Annotated in this window: 12 protein-coding genes and 1 pseudogene; 7 read left to right on the top strand and 6 right to left on the bottom strand. The window is 59.5% G+C overall.

The features are described 5' to 3' along the window. Positions 1–223: 223 nt before the first annotated feature. Together glp and narL are read right to left on the bottom strand one after the other, a co-directional pair. Positions 224–1,462, bottom strand: a complete 1,239-nt coding sequence (glp, locus tag HUW35_RS02235) for a gephyrin-like molybdotransferase Glp (protein WP_181254083.1) — start codon at positions 1,460–1,462, stop codon at positions 224–226. Further along, positions 1,462–2,130 carry a two-component system response regulator NarL gene (narL, locus tag HUW35_RS02230; protein ID WP_181254082.1) on the bottom strand — a complete coding sequence of 223 codons (669 nt, stop codon included), beginning with the start codon at positions 2,128–2,130 and terminating at the stop codon, positions 1,462–1,464. Before narL ends, glp begins: the two co-directional genes overlap by 1 nt. Before the next feature lie 287 nt (positions 2,131–2,417). Between narL and HUW35_RS02225 the strand changes: the two genes are divergently transcribed. The 3 genes and pseudogenes from HUW35_RS02225 to HUW35_RS18960 all read left to right on the top strand — a co-directional run. Beyond that, positions 2,418–4,031, top strand: coding sequence for an MFS transporter (locus HUW35_RS02225; protein WP_181254081.1), 1,614 nt, complete (start codon positions 2,418–2,420; stop codon positions 4,029–4,031). Positions 4,032–4,118: 87 nt separating this feature from the next. Beyond that, a complete protein-coding gene (locus tag HUW35_RS02220; RefSeq protein WP_181254080.1) occupies positions 4,119–5,279 on the top strand; it encodes an NnrS family protein in 1,161 nt (386 codons plus the stop codon). Positions 5,280–5,290: 11 nt separating this feature from the next. Continuing rightward, positions 5,291–5,465 (top strand): annotated as a pseudogene (locus HUW35_RS18960) (U32 family peptidase); the annotation flags it as partial. A 147-nt stretch (positions 5,466–5,612) separates the two neighbouring features. Here the strand turns inward: HUW35_RS18960 and HUW35_RS02210 are convergent. Both HUW35_RS02210 and HUW35_RS02205 read right to left on the bottom strand, forming a co-directional pair. After that, a complete protein-coding gene (locus tag HUW35_RS02210) occupies positions 5,613–7,898 on the bottom strand; it encodes a nitric-oxide reductase large subunit (protein WP_181254079.1) in 2,286 nt (761 codons plus the stop codon). Between the two features lie 37 nt (positions 7,899–7,935). Further along, on the bottom strand, positions 7,936–8,442 hold the full coding sequence (locus HUW35_RS02205) for a hemerythrin domain-containing protein (protein ID WP_181254078.1): 507 nt from the start codon (positions 8,440–8,442) through the stop codon (positions 7,936–7,938). A 181-nt stretch (positions 8,443–8,623) separates the two neighbouring features. Between HUW35_RS02205 and HUW35_RS02200 the strand changes: the two genes are divergently transcribed. Next, positions 8,624–9,061, top strand: a complete 438-nt coding sequence (locus HUW35_RS02200) for a YbaN family protein (protein ID WP_181254077.1) — start codon at positions 8,624–8,626, stop codon at positions 9,059–9,061. A 2-nt stretch (positions 9,062–9,063) separates the two neighbouring features. Beyond that, the gene (locus tag HUW35_RS02195; protein ID WP_181254076.1) at positions 9,064–9,510 is read left to right on the top strand and encodes an Rrf2 family transcriptional regulator; all 447 of its coding nucleotides are present in this window, start codon (positions 9,064–9,066) and stop codon (positions 9,508–9,510) included. A 34-nt stretch (positions 9,511–9,544) separates the two neighbouring features. Here HUW35_RS02195 and HUW35_RS02190 read toward each other — a convergent pair whose 3' ends face one another. Then, positions 9,545–9,808, bottom strand: coding sequence for a hypothetical protein (locus tag HUW35_RS02190; RefSeq protein WP_181254075.1), 264 nt, complete (start codon positions 9,806–9,808; stop codon positions 9,545–9,547). 98 nt (positions 9,809–9,906) lie between these two features. Beyond that, positions 9,907–11,796, bottom strand: a complete 1,890-nt coding sequence (locus HUW35_RS02185) for a histidine kinase (RefSeq protein ID WP_181254074.1) — start codon at positions 11,794–11,796, stop codon at positions 9,907–9,909. Positions 11,797–12,082: 286 nt separating this feature from the next. On the opposite strand from HUW35_RS02185, the gene HUW35_RS02180 reads away from it, so the two are divergent. Both HUW35_RS02180 and narH read left to right on the top strand, forming a co-directional pair. Then, positions 12,083–15,853 carry a nitrate reductase subunit alpha gene (locus tag HUW35_RS02180; protein WP_181254073.1) on the top strand — a complete coding sequence of 1,257 codons (3,771 nt, stop codon included), beginning with the start codon at positions 12,083–12,085 and terminating at the stop codon, positions 15,851–15,853. After that, positions 15,850–17,397: a nitrate reductase subunit beta gene (gene narH, locus HUW35_RS02175; RefSeq protein ID WP_181254072.1), complete on the top strand. Its 1,548-nt coding sequence runs from the start codon at positions 15,850–15,852 to the stop codon at positions 17,395–17,397. The genes HUW35_RS02180 and narH overlap by 4 nt, the downstream gene beginning before the upstream one ends. The last annotated feature ends 6 nt before the right edge of the window (positions 17,398–17,403 follow it).

Below are 17,403 nucleotides of genomic sequence, written 5' to 3'. Positions count from 1 at the left end.
CCGTCAACTGGTTGTGGGCGTGCCGCCGTTGAGGAGGGCGATAATAGTTAAAATGAGAATCGATATCAATCGCGATTTTGAGGTTGCCCGTCAGATTCAGGTGGCAGTGGCTCGAAAACAGCGTGCAGGGAATTCGCCCCGATATGTTGATCGGGGCGCTCGCGGGGCGGATGTTGGGTGGTTGCCGAAATGCGGACCGGGTGGCGTGCAGGTGCAGCCTGGCTCAGGGAGCGAAGGGGGACGCCAGCGGCTCTATGCTCACCATTTCACCGGCATCGACATTGCCACCTTCCCGCGGCAATACGATCAGGCAGTTGGCCCCGGCGAGGCCGGACAGGATGTGACTGCCCTGGCTGCCCACCGGCTCAACCAGCAGGTTGCCGGCTTCATCACTGCGGTAGCTGCCCCGTTGGAAGTCGGTGCGGCCAGGTTTCTTCTTGAGGGGCTGGCGCAGTTCGGCCCGCAATCGGATGGGGGCAGACCACTGGCCCCCCTGTAACAGGCGCAGCGCCGGCACCACCAGCTGCTGAAAGGTAATCAGGGCGGATACCGGATTGCCGGGGAGGCCAAAGAAGGGGGTACCCTGCAGGCGCCCGTAGGCGAAGGGCTTGCCCGGTTTCATCGCCACTTTCCAGAAGCCGATCTGGCCCATCTCCTCCAGCACTTCCCGCGTGTAATCGGCATCCCCCACGGACACGCCGCCGGAGGTGATAATCGCATCGGCCTCGCGGGCGGCGCGGGTGAGGTTGTCCCGGATGACCCGTTTGTCGTCCGGCAGAATACCGAGGTCAATCACCTGCACGTCCAGCTTTGCCAGCGCGGCCAGCAGGGCACTGCGGTTGCTGTCGTAAATGTCGCCGTTGCCGAGGGGTTCGCCCGCCTGGCGCAGTTCGTCGCCGGTGGAAAACAGCGCGACCACGGGCTGTCGCAGTACGCTCACCTCGCCAATGCCGGCGGCCGCCAGCAGGGCAATATGGGCTACCGAGATACGCGCGCCTCGCGCCAGTAATTCCTCCCCCGCCCGCACATCTTCACCGCACCGGCGGATATGGTCACCGGGACGTACATCACCGCCGATGGAAACGCGTTCGCCCTGGGTGGTGACCTGTTCCTGCATCACCACCGTGTCGGCTCCGGCAGGTAGCGCGGCGCCGGTCATGATGCGTACACAGGTGCCCGGATTCACCTGGCCGTCAAACGGGTTGCCGGCAAAGGAGTGGCCGATCAGTTCCAGTGGTTCACCGGATGCCAGGTCGGCAAAGCGCAGTGCATAGCCGTCCATGGCGGAGTTGTCGCAGGGCGGCAGGTTTTCTGGTGAATTCACCGCCTGGGACAGCACGCGGCCGCAGGCGTGTATCAGCGCCAGCGGCTCCTGTCTGGTCACCGGGGTCAGGTCTTCGAGCAGGGTTGCCCGGGCCACTTCGACAGGCATCAGGCCGGGCTGGGAACAGCAGTCACTCATCATGTACTCCGGGGTACGGCAGTTTCCGAGCGTTTTTGATTGACCATCCACACGGCCGCCTCCACCCGGGAGCGCATGCCGAGTTTTTTCAGCAGGTGTTTAACGTGCACCTTTACGGTGGCATCGCTGATATCCAGTTCGCGGGCAATCAGTTTGTTGCTGAGGCCGTCGGCGATCAGCTGCAGAATCTGGTATTCACGGCTGGTCAGGGTGGAAAGGGTATCGGCGCCAGCGCGGTCGGGCTTGCGCAGCGCGGAGGCGAGGATTTCGGTGAGGCGCTGGCTGATGGCCATCTTGCCATGGGTTGCCGCCAGCACCTGGTCGAGGATCTCCTCGGGGTCCATATCCTTCAGCAGGTAGCCATCGGCACCGGCGCGGATACAGGCCACCACGTCGGCGTTGTTGTCAGAGACCGTGAGCATCACGATGCGTGCGGTCACACCGCCGGCGCGCATGGCCCGCAGGGTGTCGAGGCCGTCCATACCGCGCATATTCAGATCGAGCAGGATGATATCCGGGTCGCACTCATCCGCCAGGCGCACCGCTTCCTCGCCACTACTGGCCTCCGCCACCAATTCCAGGCGCGGCTCCAGGCTGAACAACTGCATCAGTCCTTTTCGAAACAGCGGATGGTCGTCGACCATCATGACTCTGGCGGTACTAGGCATGATCGCTCCTGGATTTAAGTGATTGTCGGTGGGGCGGCTCGTTGTCGATATGCTAGCACAGGCAACCCCTCGCTCGAGCGGTCTACCCCTTAGGGGGTAGTGTTTCCGGCGGCGGCGCCCTGCCTGGCTCTGGGGATAAACACTGTGCACGGGAGCGGCGGAACTTCGGGTGCACCGACAATTGCGCGGCCGGAAAAAAGGGAGTACTTATTGATGGTAATTGAGCGCTGGTCGGGGGCTGTCCATATTGACAGCCGAGAACAACTACCCGAGCAGGAGCCAAGATTGTGTCTGATATCTATGAATGGTCCCCGGAGAACAGCCAGTTCTGGCAATCCAGGGGCAAGAAAATCGCCAACCGCAATCTGTGGATCTCGATCCCCAGCCTGCTGGCCGGATTCGCCGTCTGGCTTTACTGGGGCATCATCACGGTACAGATGCTCAACCTGGGATTCCCGATTGCCAAGTCTGAACTCTTTACCCTGATGGCCATCGCCGGCCTGACCGGCGCCACGCTGCGGATTCCCAGCAGCTTCTTTATCCGCCTTTGCGGCGGGCGCAACACCATCATGTTTACCACCGCGCTGTTGCTGTTGCCTGCACTCGGTACCGGTATCGCCTTGCAGGACAAGAACACGCCCCTGTGGGTGTTCCAGCTGCTGGCGCTGCTCAGTGGTTTCGGCGGCGGTAACTTCGCCTCGTCAATGTCCAACATCAGCTTTTTCTTCCCCAAGGAAAAACAGGGGTTGGCGCTGGGCCTGAATGCCGGTCTCGGTAATTTTGGCGTAACCACCATGCAGATCATTGTGCCGCTGTTTATGACTTTTGGTGCCTTCGGCGCTATGGGCGGCGATCCGATGGTGCTGGTCAATTCTTCCGGCTCCCTGATCGGCAAGGTGCCTGCGGGTTCCGACTCCTGGATCCAGAACGCCGGTTTTGTCTGGCTGCTTCTGCTGGTTCCCCTCGCGCTCGCCACCTGGTTTGGCATGAACAATATCCGCACCGATGAGGTGTCTCCGGATATCGGCAGTCCGCTCAGTACCTTTGGCAAGATGAGCCTGATGCTCGGTATCGGCCTGATCAATGCGATCATCGGCCTGTGGCTGATACTGCCGGAAAGTGCCAACGGCTCCGGCTGGGGTATACCCAAGGAAATCGTGCTGGTACTGGTGATTTTCGGCACCGTCTACGGCCTGAAGATGCTGCCAGGTGATATCCGCAACAGCCTCAATCGCCAGTATCGAATCTTCAACAATAAGCACACCTGGGTGATGAGTGTGATTTACACCATGACCTTCGGCAGCTTTATTGGTTTCGCCGCGGCCTTCCCGCTCGCCATCAAAGTGATCTTTGGCTATAGCCACGTGATGGTCGATGGCGTGATGACCCACGACACTATCAACCCGAACGGCCCCAGCGCACTGATGTACGCCTGGATGGGTCCGTTTATCGGTGCGCTGATCCGTCCGGTGGGCGGCTGGATTGCGGATCGTATCGGTGGCGCATTGGTTACCCAGGTCTGTGCCGTGATCATGGTGGCCAGCGCGCTGGGTGTCGCTTACTACATGAAAGCAGCCTACGCGGCGGCTTCTCCCGAGGACTACTTTGTTCCGTTCTTCCTGCTGTTCCTGACACTGTTTGCGGCAACTGGTATCGGTAACGGTTCCACTTTCCGTACCATTGCCATGGTGTTCCCGAAAGAGCAGGCGGGCCCGGTACTGGGTTGGACTTCTGCAGTTGCCGCTTACGGTGCTTTTTATATTCCCAAAGTATTCGGTGAGCAGATCAAGGCGACTACCCCCGAGTATGCCCTGGCCGGTTTTGCTATTTTCTACGGCGTGTGCCTGGTGATTAACTACTGGTACTACCTGCGCAAAGGCGGCGAATTCTACAACCCGTAACGCGAACCGCATTCGTACGTTGTTGCTTCAGGGGAGTGTGAACTCCCCTTTTTTTCGTCACCACCGTGAAGTTTTTGGAGTCGAGTTATGTTGCAAATCATGGACCGTGAACGCGAACAAACGCTCTTGCCCCTGTGGCGCATGCCGTTCCGTCCGATGTTTCTCGGTGCCGCCGTCTGGGGCGGCATTGCGTTGTGTATCTGGCTCGCGCAGCTGCGCGGCATTTCTCTGCCGGCGCTGCGCGGCGGCGTCATCTGGCATGCCCATGAAATGCTTTTCGGATTTGCCGGCGCCGTGGTGGTTGGCTTTATCACCACCGCCATGCAAACCTGGACTGGCCTGCGTGCACCCACCGGCCGCGCATTGGCCGGGCTGAGTGCTCTGTGGCTCGCGGCGCGGCTCGGCTATTTATTTGCCGGTGTACCGTTGTGGCTGCCGGTGATGTTTGAAAGTGGTTTTTTTCTGGTGGCCGCGGTGCTGACTGGCCGCCGTATTCTCGCCGTGCGTCAGTGGCGCAATCTGTTTGTCATCCCTGCGCTGATCGCCTTCGCAGCACTGGCCGCCGCCCACTGGCTGCTTCCCGCTTGGCAGCGCGCAGGGGGCCTTGTGACCCTGTTGCTGGTCACCGGTCTGATCACGGTCTTTGGCGGCAGGGTAATTCCCTTTTTTACCGCGCGGCGGTTTCAGATGCAGCAGCGAGATAAAATTGTGGTTCTGGAAATTGGCAGCCATATCGGTGTGCTGGCGCTGCTGCTGGCAGTCGGCTTTAACCTGCCGCAACCGGTGTGGGGGTGGTTGGCACTGCTACTGGCGGTACTGCAGCTGGCGCGCTGTGGTCTCTGGCGCCCGTCGCTGATCTGGCGCGAGCCGCTGCTCTGGTCGCTGCATGTGAGCTACTGGTTCATCGTGCTGGGTTTTTTTATGGCATTTCTCGCCTGGACCGGCATTGCGCGCGGGCTTGAGAGCGGTGCGTTACACGCGTTTGCCGTTGGCGGAATCGGTGGCATGATCCTGGCGATGATCAGCCGCGTCACCCTCGGCCATACCGGCCGCATGCTGAAATGCCCGCGCTTGATGCCGCTGGCGTTTGCCGCGCTGGCACTGGCGGCGCTGGCGCGGATCTTCTGGGCACCGGCGAGTAACGGCTTGATGGTCGCTGTGTGCGGCTGGCTGCTCGGCTACGGATTGTATTTATACTATTACGCACCGATGCTGATGGCGCCGCGCACCGACGGTCAACCCGGTTAGGAGTAATCCCTATGATTGAACTGCTTTCCCCGGCCGGTACCCTGAAAAGCATGCGCTACGCATTCGCCTACGGCGCGGATGCGGTGTATATGGGGGCAGCCGCGCTACAGCCTGCGAGTGCGCAACAACGAATTCAATCGGATCGAAAACCTGGCTGCGGCGATCGACGACGCGCTGGCCGCCGGAGCTGCCAGCCAGAGATCTCGGCTACAGCATGCTGATGCGTCATATCGATAAATAAAAAAAGCTGCACGGGGTCGTGCAGCAAGTCCTGTGAGTTGCTGCCCCTCGATTGAGGGCGCTGCAAGGCTGTGTACATAGCGTGCTGTGTGTTCAGGTACGATTCGCTGATTGGGTGTCGATGATATCCAGCGGCGCATGGCCACCAATATTGAACAACCCTTTCATCACCTGCCAGGCCACTGCCAGCGCGCCGACGATAAACACCGCATCACCGAAAGTGCGAACCCAGCGCAGTGTCTGTAGCAGGTCACTCTGCATAAAGGATTCACTGCGGGCATACCAGAGTCCTTCCGATGCGCTGGCAATAAACTGGATGATCCCCACCGGTAACAGGCTGCTGAACAACATCAGTGCCAGTCCACCGTTCAACCACCAGAAGGCCATACGCATCAGTCGTTCACTGAACACCAGCTGCGGGCGGATATAGCGAAGGATCAACAGGGTAAAGCCGAGGGCGAGAAAACCATAGACACCGAACAGTGCACCGTGCGCGTGTGTGGCAGTAGTATTCAGTCCCTGCACGTAATACAGCGAGATTGGCGGGTTGATCGAGAAACCCAGTACGCCGGCGCCGAGCATGTTCCAGAACGCAACCGCCACGAAGAACATCAGCGGCCATTTGATTTTCTGCATCCAGTCCGCGCGGTGCTGCAGGCGGTAGTGTTCCCAGGCTTCATGGCCGAGCACAATCAGGGGAACAACTTCCAGTGCACTGAAGGTCGCACCCACCGCCATTACTGGCGTCGTGGTACCGGAGAAATACAGGTGGTGGAAGGTGCCCGGCACGCCGCCCAGCATAAACAGGGAGGCCGAGGCCAGTGACGCGATGGTGGCCATTCTTTTGGAGACCAGTCCCATGCTGCAGAAAATAAACGCCAGTGCGGCGGTGGCAAACACTTCAAAGAAGCCCTCTACCCACAGGTGCACGATCCACCAGCGCCAGTATTCCATGATGGAAATATGGGTGCGCTCACCGTAGAAGAAGCCGGCACCGTAAAACAGGCCGATGGCAATTACTGATGCCGTGAGCAGTACCAGAAGGTGCTTGTCACCGGGCTGGCGCAGCGCGGGTGCGATGCCGCGCAACATCAGTACCAGCCAGAAGACGATGCCGGTGAACTTGCCGATCTGCCAAAGACGGCCGAGATCCACGTATTCATAGCCCTGGTGCCCGAGCCAGAAATTCCACTCCGCAGGCATGATCTGTGCGATGGCGAAATAATTGCCCAGGAAGGAGCCGGCGACGACGACCACCAGTGCCCAGAACAGGATATCCACACCCAGTTTCTGGAACCTTGGATCCTTGCCGCCGTTGATGATGGGGGCCAGGAACAGGCCCGCAGCGAGGAAACCAGTGGCAATCCAGAAGAGGGCGGACTGGATATGCCAGGTGCGCACCAGGCTGTAGGGGAACCATTTGGACGTTTCTATTCCGTAGAAAGCCTGTCCTTCCACCGTGTAATGCGCGGTAAATCCACCGAGAAAAACCTGGAACACAAACAGGGCAATCACGATGAACAGATATTTTCCCAACGCTTTCTGAGAAGGGGTAAGTGCAAGAGTGGTGAGCGGGTCGGTGTGTGGCGGAACCGGTTCGGCTTCATCCTTGCCGCGCATAAATGACCAGGCCCACACCAGCCCGCCAATACCCGCGATCAGCAGCACAACGCTGACAACCGACCACACCACATTCTCCGCCGTCGGTACATTGTCGATCAGCGGCTCGTGCGGCCAGTTGTTGGTATAGGTGGCTTCTCCGGGGGCGCGTTCGGTGGCTGCGGCCCACGCGGTCCAGAAGAAAAATTCGCTGAGGCGGTCGCGACGCTCGCTGCTCGGCAGCGTGTCTTCCTTCATCGCATAGCTGCGGCGCGTTTGCTGTAACTCTGGCGCCGCGCCAAACAGGCGGTGATAGTATTCCGCGGTGTTCTCGATCGCCTTTACCCGCCGCGCACTCAGTACCAGGGTATCGCGATTCGCGTCATAGCTATTCTGGCGATAGGCCTGCTTGAGCTGGAACTGCAGGTTGTTCTGCTGCGCCGGTCCCAGTTCGGCATAGGGCCGGTCATACTCATCCTGCGCTGCCAGATCCAGCCAGGCGAGCAGTTCCCGGTGTAGCCAGTCCGCAGTCCAGTCCGGTGCCTGATAGGCGCCGTGTCCCCAGATGGAGCCCAGCTGCATTCCGCCTACCGACTGCCATGCGGTCTGTCCGTCGAGAATGCTGTCGCGGGTCATCAGCAGCTCGCCATCTTGCGTCAGCACCTGCTCCGGAATCGGCGGTGCTACCCGATACACCTCCTTGCCGAAATATCCCAATATCCCGAATGTGACCCCCAGCACCGCAATAAGCGCCCACCAGAGCCTGTAGTACTTGTTCATAATTCCCCATTCCTTAACTGTGCAAAATTGGTGGTAATTACGCGCTCAGGTAGCGCGCAAACAGAATGTCGTTCTCCAGTTGAATGTGCTTTTGCAGGTCGCTTACGAATGTTTGCAGGCCCGTATAAAGCCCGCGCCAACTGTTGCAAACGCCGTCCGGGAGGGAGAGGCCATTGGTAAGTACATCGATGTGTGCGATGGCAGCGGCGTGGTCATCGTGTTCACCCAGCATCACCTGGATAGGACCTCCCGCCATGGCGCCCTGGCCCCGTGCCAGCATCGGGAACAGAATCATTTCTTCTTTTTGCATGTGCTGCTCCAGCTCCCTCGCCATGTTGCGCAGGTGCTCGGTGAGCCCCTGGGGGCAGTCGGGGTGGTCGTGGTGGGTGTGTTCCACTTTCTGCGCGAGATAGAGCAGGTCACCCAGCTGGCGGCGGTGTACCTGGTGGTAGCGCTGTAGCAGGTGGTCGACCAGCTCGCTGTCGCTGGCCTGTTGCCAGTGTTCCCCATCGTTATCCACTGGCGAATCGGTAAGAAGGTCCATAATTTCTCCTTGTGCGCCACTCGGCGCGCCTGGTGATTGCTGGAGGAGCAGTTAATCGCTAAAAGGTGCATTTAAAATGCATCTTTTTCGGCAAGTGTACGCTTGCGGTTTAAAGATGTAAAATAAATGCATGTTATGTGTGGAAATGGTCGACAGGCTCACAGCAAATGCGGAGTACCCGGTGAAAAGCGCCTCAGCGGAAACCAAAACCGGCGTCGGTGTGCGCCGGCGGGTGTATGTGATTCTGGCCTGGTGCAGTCTTTTACTGGCGGGTCTTGGGGTGGTGTTGCCGTTGTTGCCAACCACGCCATTTCTGCTCTGCAGCCTGTGGTTCAGCCTCAAAGCGGAGTCCGCACTGGCCGAGTGGCTAACCAATCATCCGCGCTTCGGACCGCCCATCCTGCGCTGGCAGCGGGAGCGGAGCATCCCGCTCGCTACCAAGCGCCTGGTGACAGGGCTGCTGCTGTTCAACTGGCTGTTGCTGCTGGCCGTCGGCGTCGACGCGCGGCTACTGGCGGGACTGGCGTTGATGTTTTGTGCCCTGCTGGTATTTATCTGGCGCCTTCCCACGGCGCGCACGCATGAAACAGACGCCTTGCCGTCCATGGAACAGGAATAAATATGCATATCACCCGTTACACCGATTATTCGATGCGCGTGCTGATCTATCTGGCCGCAAAGGAAGGTGAACTCTGTACCATCAGCGAGATCGCCAGGAGTTACGATATTTCCAAGAACCATCTGATGAAGATCGTCCAGGAGCTCAACGCGCGGGGTTATCTACTGGCGACACGCGGCAAGAACGGTGGGCTGCGTCTGAACACGGAGCCGAGCAACATCAATATTGGCGAGCTGGTGCGGGCGTTTGAGCAGGGCAGCAAGCTGGTGGAATGTTTCGGCAGTGAAAACCAGTGCGTGATTACCCCGGCCTGCCAGCTGAAGAAAATATTTGCAGAAGCGCAGGAAAGCTTTTTCGCAACACTGGACCGTTACACGCTGGAAGACCTGGTGGGGGATCAGCATAAGGCCGCGGTGCGGGAGTTGCTGAATATCAATGCCGCAGAGTAACGGCGCACGCTGTCGGGGTTGATGCACACCGGGGTTAGATAAGCCCGTTGGCCGCAATCGCTTTATGGATCTTCCGGCACAGACGGCCGAATTTATTGACATCGCCCAGCGTGGGAATTTCGCCGTTATCCAGTCTCTGCTCCCATTCCACAATTTCCCCATCCAGTAATTCCAGCAACTTTTTCGGACAACCGCGGCAGGGGCCGGCGCACAGTTCGGCGGCCGGCAGGCTGAAGGGCAGGGCGCTGCGGACCTTGCAGATCAGTCCGCGCATTGCGGTGGTGGTATCGGGTTTCACGCCAGTGTCGATCGGTATCGCTCTCGCTGCGGGAGCCGTATTTTATTCGCGCCGACGTTTGCGTGCCCGACTATAAGTGGGTAGTCGACAATGCGCTGTTATTTGGCGCGCCGGTCCGAATGAAATACCTCGCCCGCATTCCCCGACTCCATCTGGCGGGCGCGGGCGTATTCGGGCAGGAAGGAAAATGCCACTTCGGTACCACCGGCATCGCGCCGGTGAATATCCAGGGCTCCGCCGAGATTACTGGCGCGCTCCTGCATGATCGACATACCGAAATGGTTTCTCTTCTCCGGCGAATCGCTGATGCCCTTGCCGTTGTCGCAGATGCTGGCGAATACCTGCTGTCCGGGGCCCGGTACCAGGCTGATACTGACGTGATCTCCCCAGGAGTGATACACCGCATTCTGTGACGCCTCGCGTACCAGCTGCAGCAGGTGGATTTCCTCGTTGGGCGTAAGGGGGATTTCGTCCAGTTCGTAATTGAACTCGATGTCGATTTCCGGGTGCTGCTCGCGGTATTGCTCCACCGAGCGACGCAGGATATCGCGTAGTCCACCTTCAGATACCTGCAGGCGGAAAGTGGTGAGTAGTTCGCGCAACTGACGGTAGGAGCTGTTGAGCCCCTGTTTCAGTTCGTCGGTAATGTCGATGACCTGCTCGCGGTCGATTTCCTCACTCTTGGTACAGCGGCTCAATCGCGCCACCTGGATTTTCAGGTAGGAGAGTGATTGTGCGAGGGAGTCGTGTAGCTCGCGGGCGATAATGCCGCGCTCCCCCATGAGCGCCACACGGCGTTCATGCTCGCCGCGCTCCTTTAGGGTAATAGCGGTGGTGATCGCGTCGGCGAACGCACTGAGTCGCTGCTGCTGTTCACGGTGCAACAGCTGGTTGGCGGGCAGGCTGCACACCAGTACACCGTAATTGCGCTTGTCTGCTTCCAGCGGATAGCGGTAGAGCCGCTGTTCTATACCCTCCGTCGGGCCGCAGGAGTGCGAGCAGCTGAAACATTCCTGTTCCTCGCAACTGCGGTTGCCCTCGCCGTAAATCAGGTGCTCGTAGGGGGTTTCGCCCTCCTGTGTCATCAGGCACAGGTCGAGATCGGGGAGACCGGTCAGGGCGCTGAATTCTTCCAGCCAGCGCTCTATTTCCTGGCCATTCAGGGGCCCCTCGCTGATGCGTCGCGCCAGGCGGTACTGGAAATCCAGAACCTTATGACTCTGCTGCAGTTGCCGGGTTTTCTCCTCGACCCGGTCTTCCAGTTCGCGGTGGGTCTGGTCGATGACTTCACTCATGCCCTTGATGGTTTGCGTGAGCATGCCCAGCTCATCCTCGCTGTCCAGGGGGGCAAGTTGCGGACGGAAATTGCCGCGCGCGATCTCCCGGCAGCTGGCGATCAACTGCCGCAGCGGCTGCTCGACCGAGCGCGACAGGGTGAACATCGAAAAGTAGACCAGGGTGATGGTGGCGAACAGCGAGCCCAATTGCACGATACGCAGGAACTCGACTTTTTCCTCCGCAATACGCTGGTAATCGAGAACCAGCCTGTCCACTTTGTTCACAAAGGTTTCTGCGGCGGCCAGCAGTTCCTTACTGTCAATTTCGTGCTCGCCCGAGGCGACCGCTTCCAGCAGCGGACGCATTTCCTGCTGCCAGTCACTTTTTACTTCGTGGAAATCCCGCGCCACCTGCGAGGAGTCGGAATCGCGGAAATTCGAAATGGTGGAAATCTTGTTCAGCCGCTTGTTGAGGGCGTCTGCCAGTTCCCGGGTGGCCGCAGCGTCACCGCTCTGCGCGGTGGAGGCCAGCTTGTAACTCATCGCGCGCACAAAGCCGGACACGTTGATGGCCTCGGCGTCGTGCTGGGCCGCGTCGGAGATGACGTAAGAAGCCACCATCGAGCTGATCGCGACAAAGGCGGTAAGCAGCAGCAACACGCCGATGCGAAACACGATGGATTGTCGGATGCGGTGAAAAACCCTGCCCATAGGAAAAGCCTTTGCTGGTACACGCTCATTATGCCTGGTGGCACTGTATTTGGTAGTACCCCCAAAGAAACCGACTGGTCGATTCCCGCCCCCTCACCGAAGCAGAAATCCCCGCTGCCCCGGCTATTGCTGCACCTGGGGCCGGTAGCGGTTTTCCGGGTCTACCCACAAAGGGGTAGGGCGTTCATTTCGGCCATTTTCTCCCCCGGTGTATTCCTTGTTGGCAACTTTTATATTCGATGTCACCTACAAATCACGCACCGGCATGTCTGTTTCGGAGTAACGTATGAGCCACTTTCTGGACCGTCTGAAGTACTTCAAAAAACAAAAGGAGTCGTTCGCCGATGGTCACGGCGAAAAAACCTATGATGACCGCAGTTGGGAAGACGGTTACCGTCGCCGCTGGCAGTTCGACAAGATCGTTCGCTCCACTCACGGGGTGAACTGCACCGGTTCGTGTAGCTGGAAGATCTATGTCAAAGATGGTCTGGTCACCTGGGAAACCCAGCAGACAGATTATCCTCGTACCCGCCCGGACCTGCCCAACCACGAACCGCGCGGCTGCCCGCGCGGCGCCAGTTACTCCTGGTACATGTACTCCGCCAACCGCCTCAAGTATCCGAAGATCCGCAAGCGGCTGGTAAAACTGTGGCGTGAGGCCAAGCAGAAGCACACCGATCCGGTGGCGGCCTGGGCGAGCATCGTCGAGGATCCGGCCAAGGCGAAGTCCTACAAGGAATGCCGCGGCATGGGCGGCTTCGTGCGTATCGACTGGAACGAAGTCAACGAACTGATCGCAGCGTCCAACGTCTACACCGCCAAGACTTACGGCCCCGACCGGGTGACCGGCTTCTCGCCGATCCCGGCGATGTCGATGGTGTCCTACGCCGCCGGCGCGCGCTACCTGTCATTGATCGGCGGTAACTGCCTGAGCTTCTACGACTGGTACTGTGACCTGCCGCCGGCCTCGCCGCAGATCTGGGGTGAGCAGACCGACGTGCCGGAATCCGCCGACTGGTACAACTCCAACTACCTGATCGTGTGGGGCTCCAACGTTCCGCAGACCCGTACCCCGGACGCCCACTTCCTGAGTGAGGTGCGCTACAAGGGCGCCAAGACCTGTGTAATCACCTCCGACTATTCCGAGTGCTCCAAGTTTGGCGACACCTGGCTGGCGCCGCGTCAGGGCACCGATGCCGCGCTGGCGATGGCTTTCGGTCACGTGATCCTGAAGGAATTCCACGTCGACAAGCCCAGCGCCTATTTCACCGAGTATGTGCGCAATACCACCGACATGCCGATGCTGGTCACCCTGCAGGAAAAGGACGGCCGTCTGGTGCAGGATCGCTTCCTGCGCGCGTCCGACCTGGTGGACAACCTGGGGCAGGAAAACAACCCCGAGTGGAAGACCATCGCCGTCAACGAAGATGGCCGCCTGGTATCTCCACAGGGTTCCATCGGCTACCGCTGGGGAGAGTCCGGCGAAAAGGGCAAGTGGAATATCGAGCCGCGCGACGGCGCCGACGGTTCCGAGCTGAAACTGAAGCTGAGCCTGAAAGACTGCGCCGACGAAATTGCCAATGTGGCCTTCCCGTACTTCGGCGGTCAGGCGCACGAATACGACTACTTCCAGCACACCGACCATGAAGACGTGATCGAATACAAAGTGCCGGTCAAAAAAGTTAGCGGCGCCGACGGCAAGACTCTGCTGGTTGCCAGCGTCTTCGACCTGACCCTGGCCAACTACGGTGTCGAGCACGGCCTGGATGACCCGGCCTGCGCCCACAGCTACGACGAGGACAAACCCTACACTCCCGCCTGGCAGGAAAAGGTCACCGGTGTGCGGCGCGAGGACGTGATCCGCGTAGCGCGTGAATTCGCCACTACCGCCGACAAGACCCGCGGTCGTTCCATGGTGATTGTCGGTGCTGCGCTGAACCACTGGTACCACATGGACATGAACTACCGCGGCCTCATCAACATGCTGATGATGTGCGGTTGTATCGGCCAGAGTGGCGGCGGCTGGGCACACTATGTGGGGCAGGAAAAACTGCGTCCGCAAACCGGCTGGACACCGCTGGCGTTTGCCCTCGACTGGCAGCGTCCGCCGCGCCATATGAACGGTACCTCCTTCTTCTACAACCACTCCAGCCAGTGGCGCTACGAAAAGCTGGAGATGTCCGAAGTGATTTCGCCGCTGGCCGACAAGGACAAGTGGAGTGGATCCATCATCGACTTCAACAGCCGCGCCGAGCGCATGGGCTGGTTGCCGTCCGCTCCGCAGCTGGGTATGAACCCGCTGCAGCTGGTCAAAGATGCCGAAGCCGCGGGCATGACGCCGCAGGAATACGCGGTTCAGCGCCTGAAGAGTGGCGAGCTGAAGTTTGCCAACCAGGATCCGGACAACCCGCAGAACTTCCCGCGCAACATGTTTATCTGGCGCTCCAACCTGCTGGGCTCCTCCGGCAAGGGCCACGAGTACATGCTGCGCCATCTGCTGGGCACCAAGCACGGCCTGATGGGCAAGGACCTGGGTGAATCCGGTGGCAAGAAACCGGAAGACGTCACCTGGCGCGAAGCACCGAGCGAGGGCAAGGTCGACCTGCTGGTGACCCTGGACTTCCGCATGTCCACCACCTGTCTCTATTCCGACATCGTCCTGCCCACCGCAACCTGGTACGAGAAGGACGACATGAATACCTCGGATATGCATCCGTTTATTCACCCGCTGACCAAGGCTGTGGATCCGGCCTGGGAAGCGCGCAGCGACTGGGAAATATTCAAGGGCATTGCCAAAAGTTTCTCCGCCCTCACCGAAGGCCACCTGGGTGTGGAAAAAGACCTGGTAACCCTGCCGATCCACCACGATACACCCACCGAAATCGCGCAGCCGTTCGGGGTTAAAGCCTGGTGGAAAGGCGAGTGTGATCTGGTGCCCGGCGTAACCGCACCCAGCATTATCGTGGTGGAACGGGACTACCCCAACACCTATAACCGCTTCACCTCGGTTGGTCCGCTGCTGGAAAAACTCGGCAACGGCGGCAAGGGCATCAACTGGAACACCGAAGCGGAAGTGGACTTCCTGAAAAAACTGAACCGCACCTACAGCGAGGATTCCGATCGCAACGGTCGCGCCAAGATCGATTCGGCGGTGGATGCCGCGGAGATGATCCTGTCGCTGGCGCCGGAGACCAACGGTCAGGTCGCGGTAAAAGCGTGGGAGGCACTGGGCAAGATCACCGGCCGTGACCACACCCATCTGGCGAAGCCGAAGGAAGAGGAAAAAATCCGCTTCAACGACATCGTTGCCCAGCCGCGCAAGATTATTTCGTCACCCACCTGGTCCGGTCTGGAAGACGAGCACGTGAGCTACAACGCCGGTTACACCAATGTCCACGAGCAGATCCCCTGGCGCACCATCACCGGTCGCCAGCAGTTCTACCAGGACCACGAGTGGATGCGCGACTTCGGCGAGACCATGTGCGTGTACAAGCCGCCGATCAACCTGAAAACCGTCGAGCCGGTGTTGAACAAGAAATCCAACGGCAACAAGGAAATCCTGTTGAACTGGATTACCCCGCACCAGAAGTGGGGCATCCACAGCACCTACTCGGACAACCTGCTGATGCTGACCCTGTCCCGCGGTGGCCCCATCGTGTGGATGAGTGAGACGGACGCGAAGCTGGCCGGTGTTGAAGACAACGACTGGATCGAAATCTTCAACGTCAACGGTGCCATTGCCGCGCGCGCGGTGGTATCGCAGCGTGTACCGGACGGCATGGCGATGATGTACCACGCCCAGGAGCGCATCGTGAACACTCCCGGAGCCGAAACCACCGGCACCCGCGGCGGTATCCACAACTCCGTGACCCGTGCGGTGATGAAACCCACCCACATGATCGGTGGCTACGCCCAGCAGTCCTATGGCTTCAACTACTACGGCACCGTCGGTTGTAACCGCGACGAATTTGTCATCGTGAGAAAAATGAACAAGGTCGACTGGCTCGACGGAGAAGACGTGAAAGTGGCTGGTGCCGCAGAGGAGACAGTGCAATGAAAGTAAGAGCCCAAATCGGCATGGTGCTGAACCTCGACAAGTGCATCGGCTGCCATACCTGTTCCGTTACCTGTAAAAACGTGTGGACCTCTCGGGAAGGGGTCGAGTACGCCTGGTTTAATAACGTCGAGACCAAGCCCGGTATCGGCTACCCGAAAGAGTGGGAAAACCAGGACAAGTACAACGGCGGCTGGATCCGCAAGAAAAACGGCAAGCTGGAACCGCGCCAGGGCGGCAAGCGCCGCGTGCTGGCGAATATTTTCGGCAACCCGGATATGCCGGAAATCGACGACTATTACGAGCCGTTCGATTTCGACTACCAGAACCTGCACAAGGCGCCGGAGCAGAAGCACCAGCCGGTCGCCCGGCCGCGCTCGCTGATCAGCGGTCAGCGCATGGAGAAAATCGACTGGGGCCCCAACTGGGAGGAAATCCTCGGTACCGAATTTGAAAAGCGCAGGAAGGACAAGAACTTCGACGAAGTGCAGGCGGACATCTACGGTGAGTTTGAAAACACCTTCATGATGTATCTGCCGCGCCTGTGTGAGCACTGCCTCAACCCGGCCTGTGTCGCGTCCTGTCCGAGCGGCGCCATCTACAAACGCGAGGAAGACGGCATCGTACTGATCGACCAGGACAAATGTCGTGGCTGGCGTATGTGTGTCTCCGGCTGTCCCTACAAAAAGATTTACTACAATTGGAAAACCGGCAAATCCGAGAAGTGTATTTTCTGCTATCCGCGCATCGAGTCCGGCCAGCCCACCATCTGCTCCGAGACCTGTGTCGGCCGTATCCGTTACCTGGGTGTACTGCTGTACGACGCCGACCGCATTGAAGAGGCGGCCGCGGTAGAAAACGACAAAGACCTGTACCAGGCGCAGTGCGATATCTTCCTCGACCCGAGTGACCCGAAGGTGCAGGAAGCGGCACGCGCCGAAGGCATCCCGCAGGCGTGGATCGACGCCGCACAGGAGTCCCCGGTGTACAAGATGGCGATCGACTGGAAGGTGGCGCTGCCGCTGCACCCGGAATATCGCACCCTGCCGATGGTCTGGTATGTGCCGCCGCTGTCACCGATCCAGAACGCGGTACAGGAAGGCCACGTGGAGACGGTCACCGTGGGCATGAACGCCGAGATCCCGGATCTCTCCACCCTGCGTATTCCGCTGAAGTACCTCGCCAACCTGCTCACCGCGGGCGACGAGGCGCCGGTGGCGCGTGCGCTGGAGCGCATGATCGTGATGCGCGCCTATATGCGCGGTATCCACGTCGACGGCGTGCAGGACCGCGAGCTGCTGAAAGAAGCCGGCCTCACCGTGCAACAGGTTGAAGAAATGTATCGCTATATGGCCCTGGCCAACTACGAGGACCGTTTCGTGGTGCCGTCCAGCCACAAGGCCTACGCGGAAAACGCCTACGACATGAAGTCCTCCTGCGGTTTCAGCTTCGGCAACGGCTGCAGCACCGGCAACGACACCGTCAATATTTTTGGCGGCAAGAAGCAGACAGTACGCCAGGTGATCCCGGCGAAGATTGTCGACTAACAGGAG

This window comes from Microbulbifer sp. YPW1 (assembly GCF_013367775.1).
In the GTDB taxonomy this organism is placed as follows: Bacteria; Pseudomonadota; Gammaproteobacteria; order Pseudomonadales; family Cellvibrionaceae; genus Microbulbifer.
The sequence above is the reverse complement of the archived record's forward strand: the minus strand, read 5'-3'. Positions and strand labels throughout refer to the sequence as shown.

Coding starts and splice junctions, on each gene's coding strand:
- glp (WP_181254083.1), bottom strand. CDS start 1,462: ATGAGTGACTGCTGTTCCCAGCCCGGCCTGATGCCTGTCGAAGTGGCC.
- narL (WP_181254082.1), bottom strand. CDS start 2,130: ATGCCTAGTACCGCCAGAGTCATGATGGTCGACGACCATCCGCTGTTT.
- HUW35_RS02220 (WP_181254080.1), top strand. CDS start 4,119: ATGTTGCAAATCATGGACCGTGAACGCGAACAAACGCTCTTGCCCCTG.
- HUW35_RS02210 (WP_181254079.1), bottom strand. CDS start 7,898: ATGAACAAGTACTACAGGCTCTGGTGGGCGCTTATTGCGGTGCTGGGG.
- HUW35_RS02205 (WP_181254078.1), bottom strand. CDS start 8,442: ATGGACCTTCTTACCGATTCGCCAGTGGATAACGATGGGGAACACTGG.
- HUW35_RS02195 (WP_181254076.1), top strand. CDS start 9,064: ATGCATATCACCCGTTACACCGATTATTCGATGCGCGTGCTGATCTAT.
- HUW35_RS02185 (WP_181254074.1), bottom strand. CDS start 11,796: ATGGGCAGGGTTTTTCACCGCATCCGACAATCCATCGTGTTTCGCATC.
- HUW35_RS02180 (WP_181254073.1), top strand. CDS start 12,083: ATGAGCCACTTTCTGGACCGTCTGAAGTACTTCAAAAAACAAAAGGAG.
- narH (WP_181254072.1), top strand. CDS start 15,850: ATGAAAGTAAGAGCCCAAATCGGCATGGTGCTGAACCTCGACAAGTGC.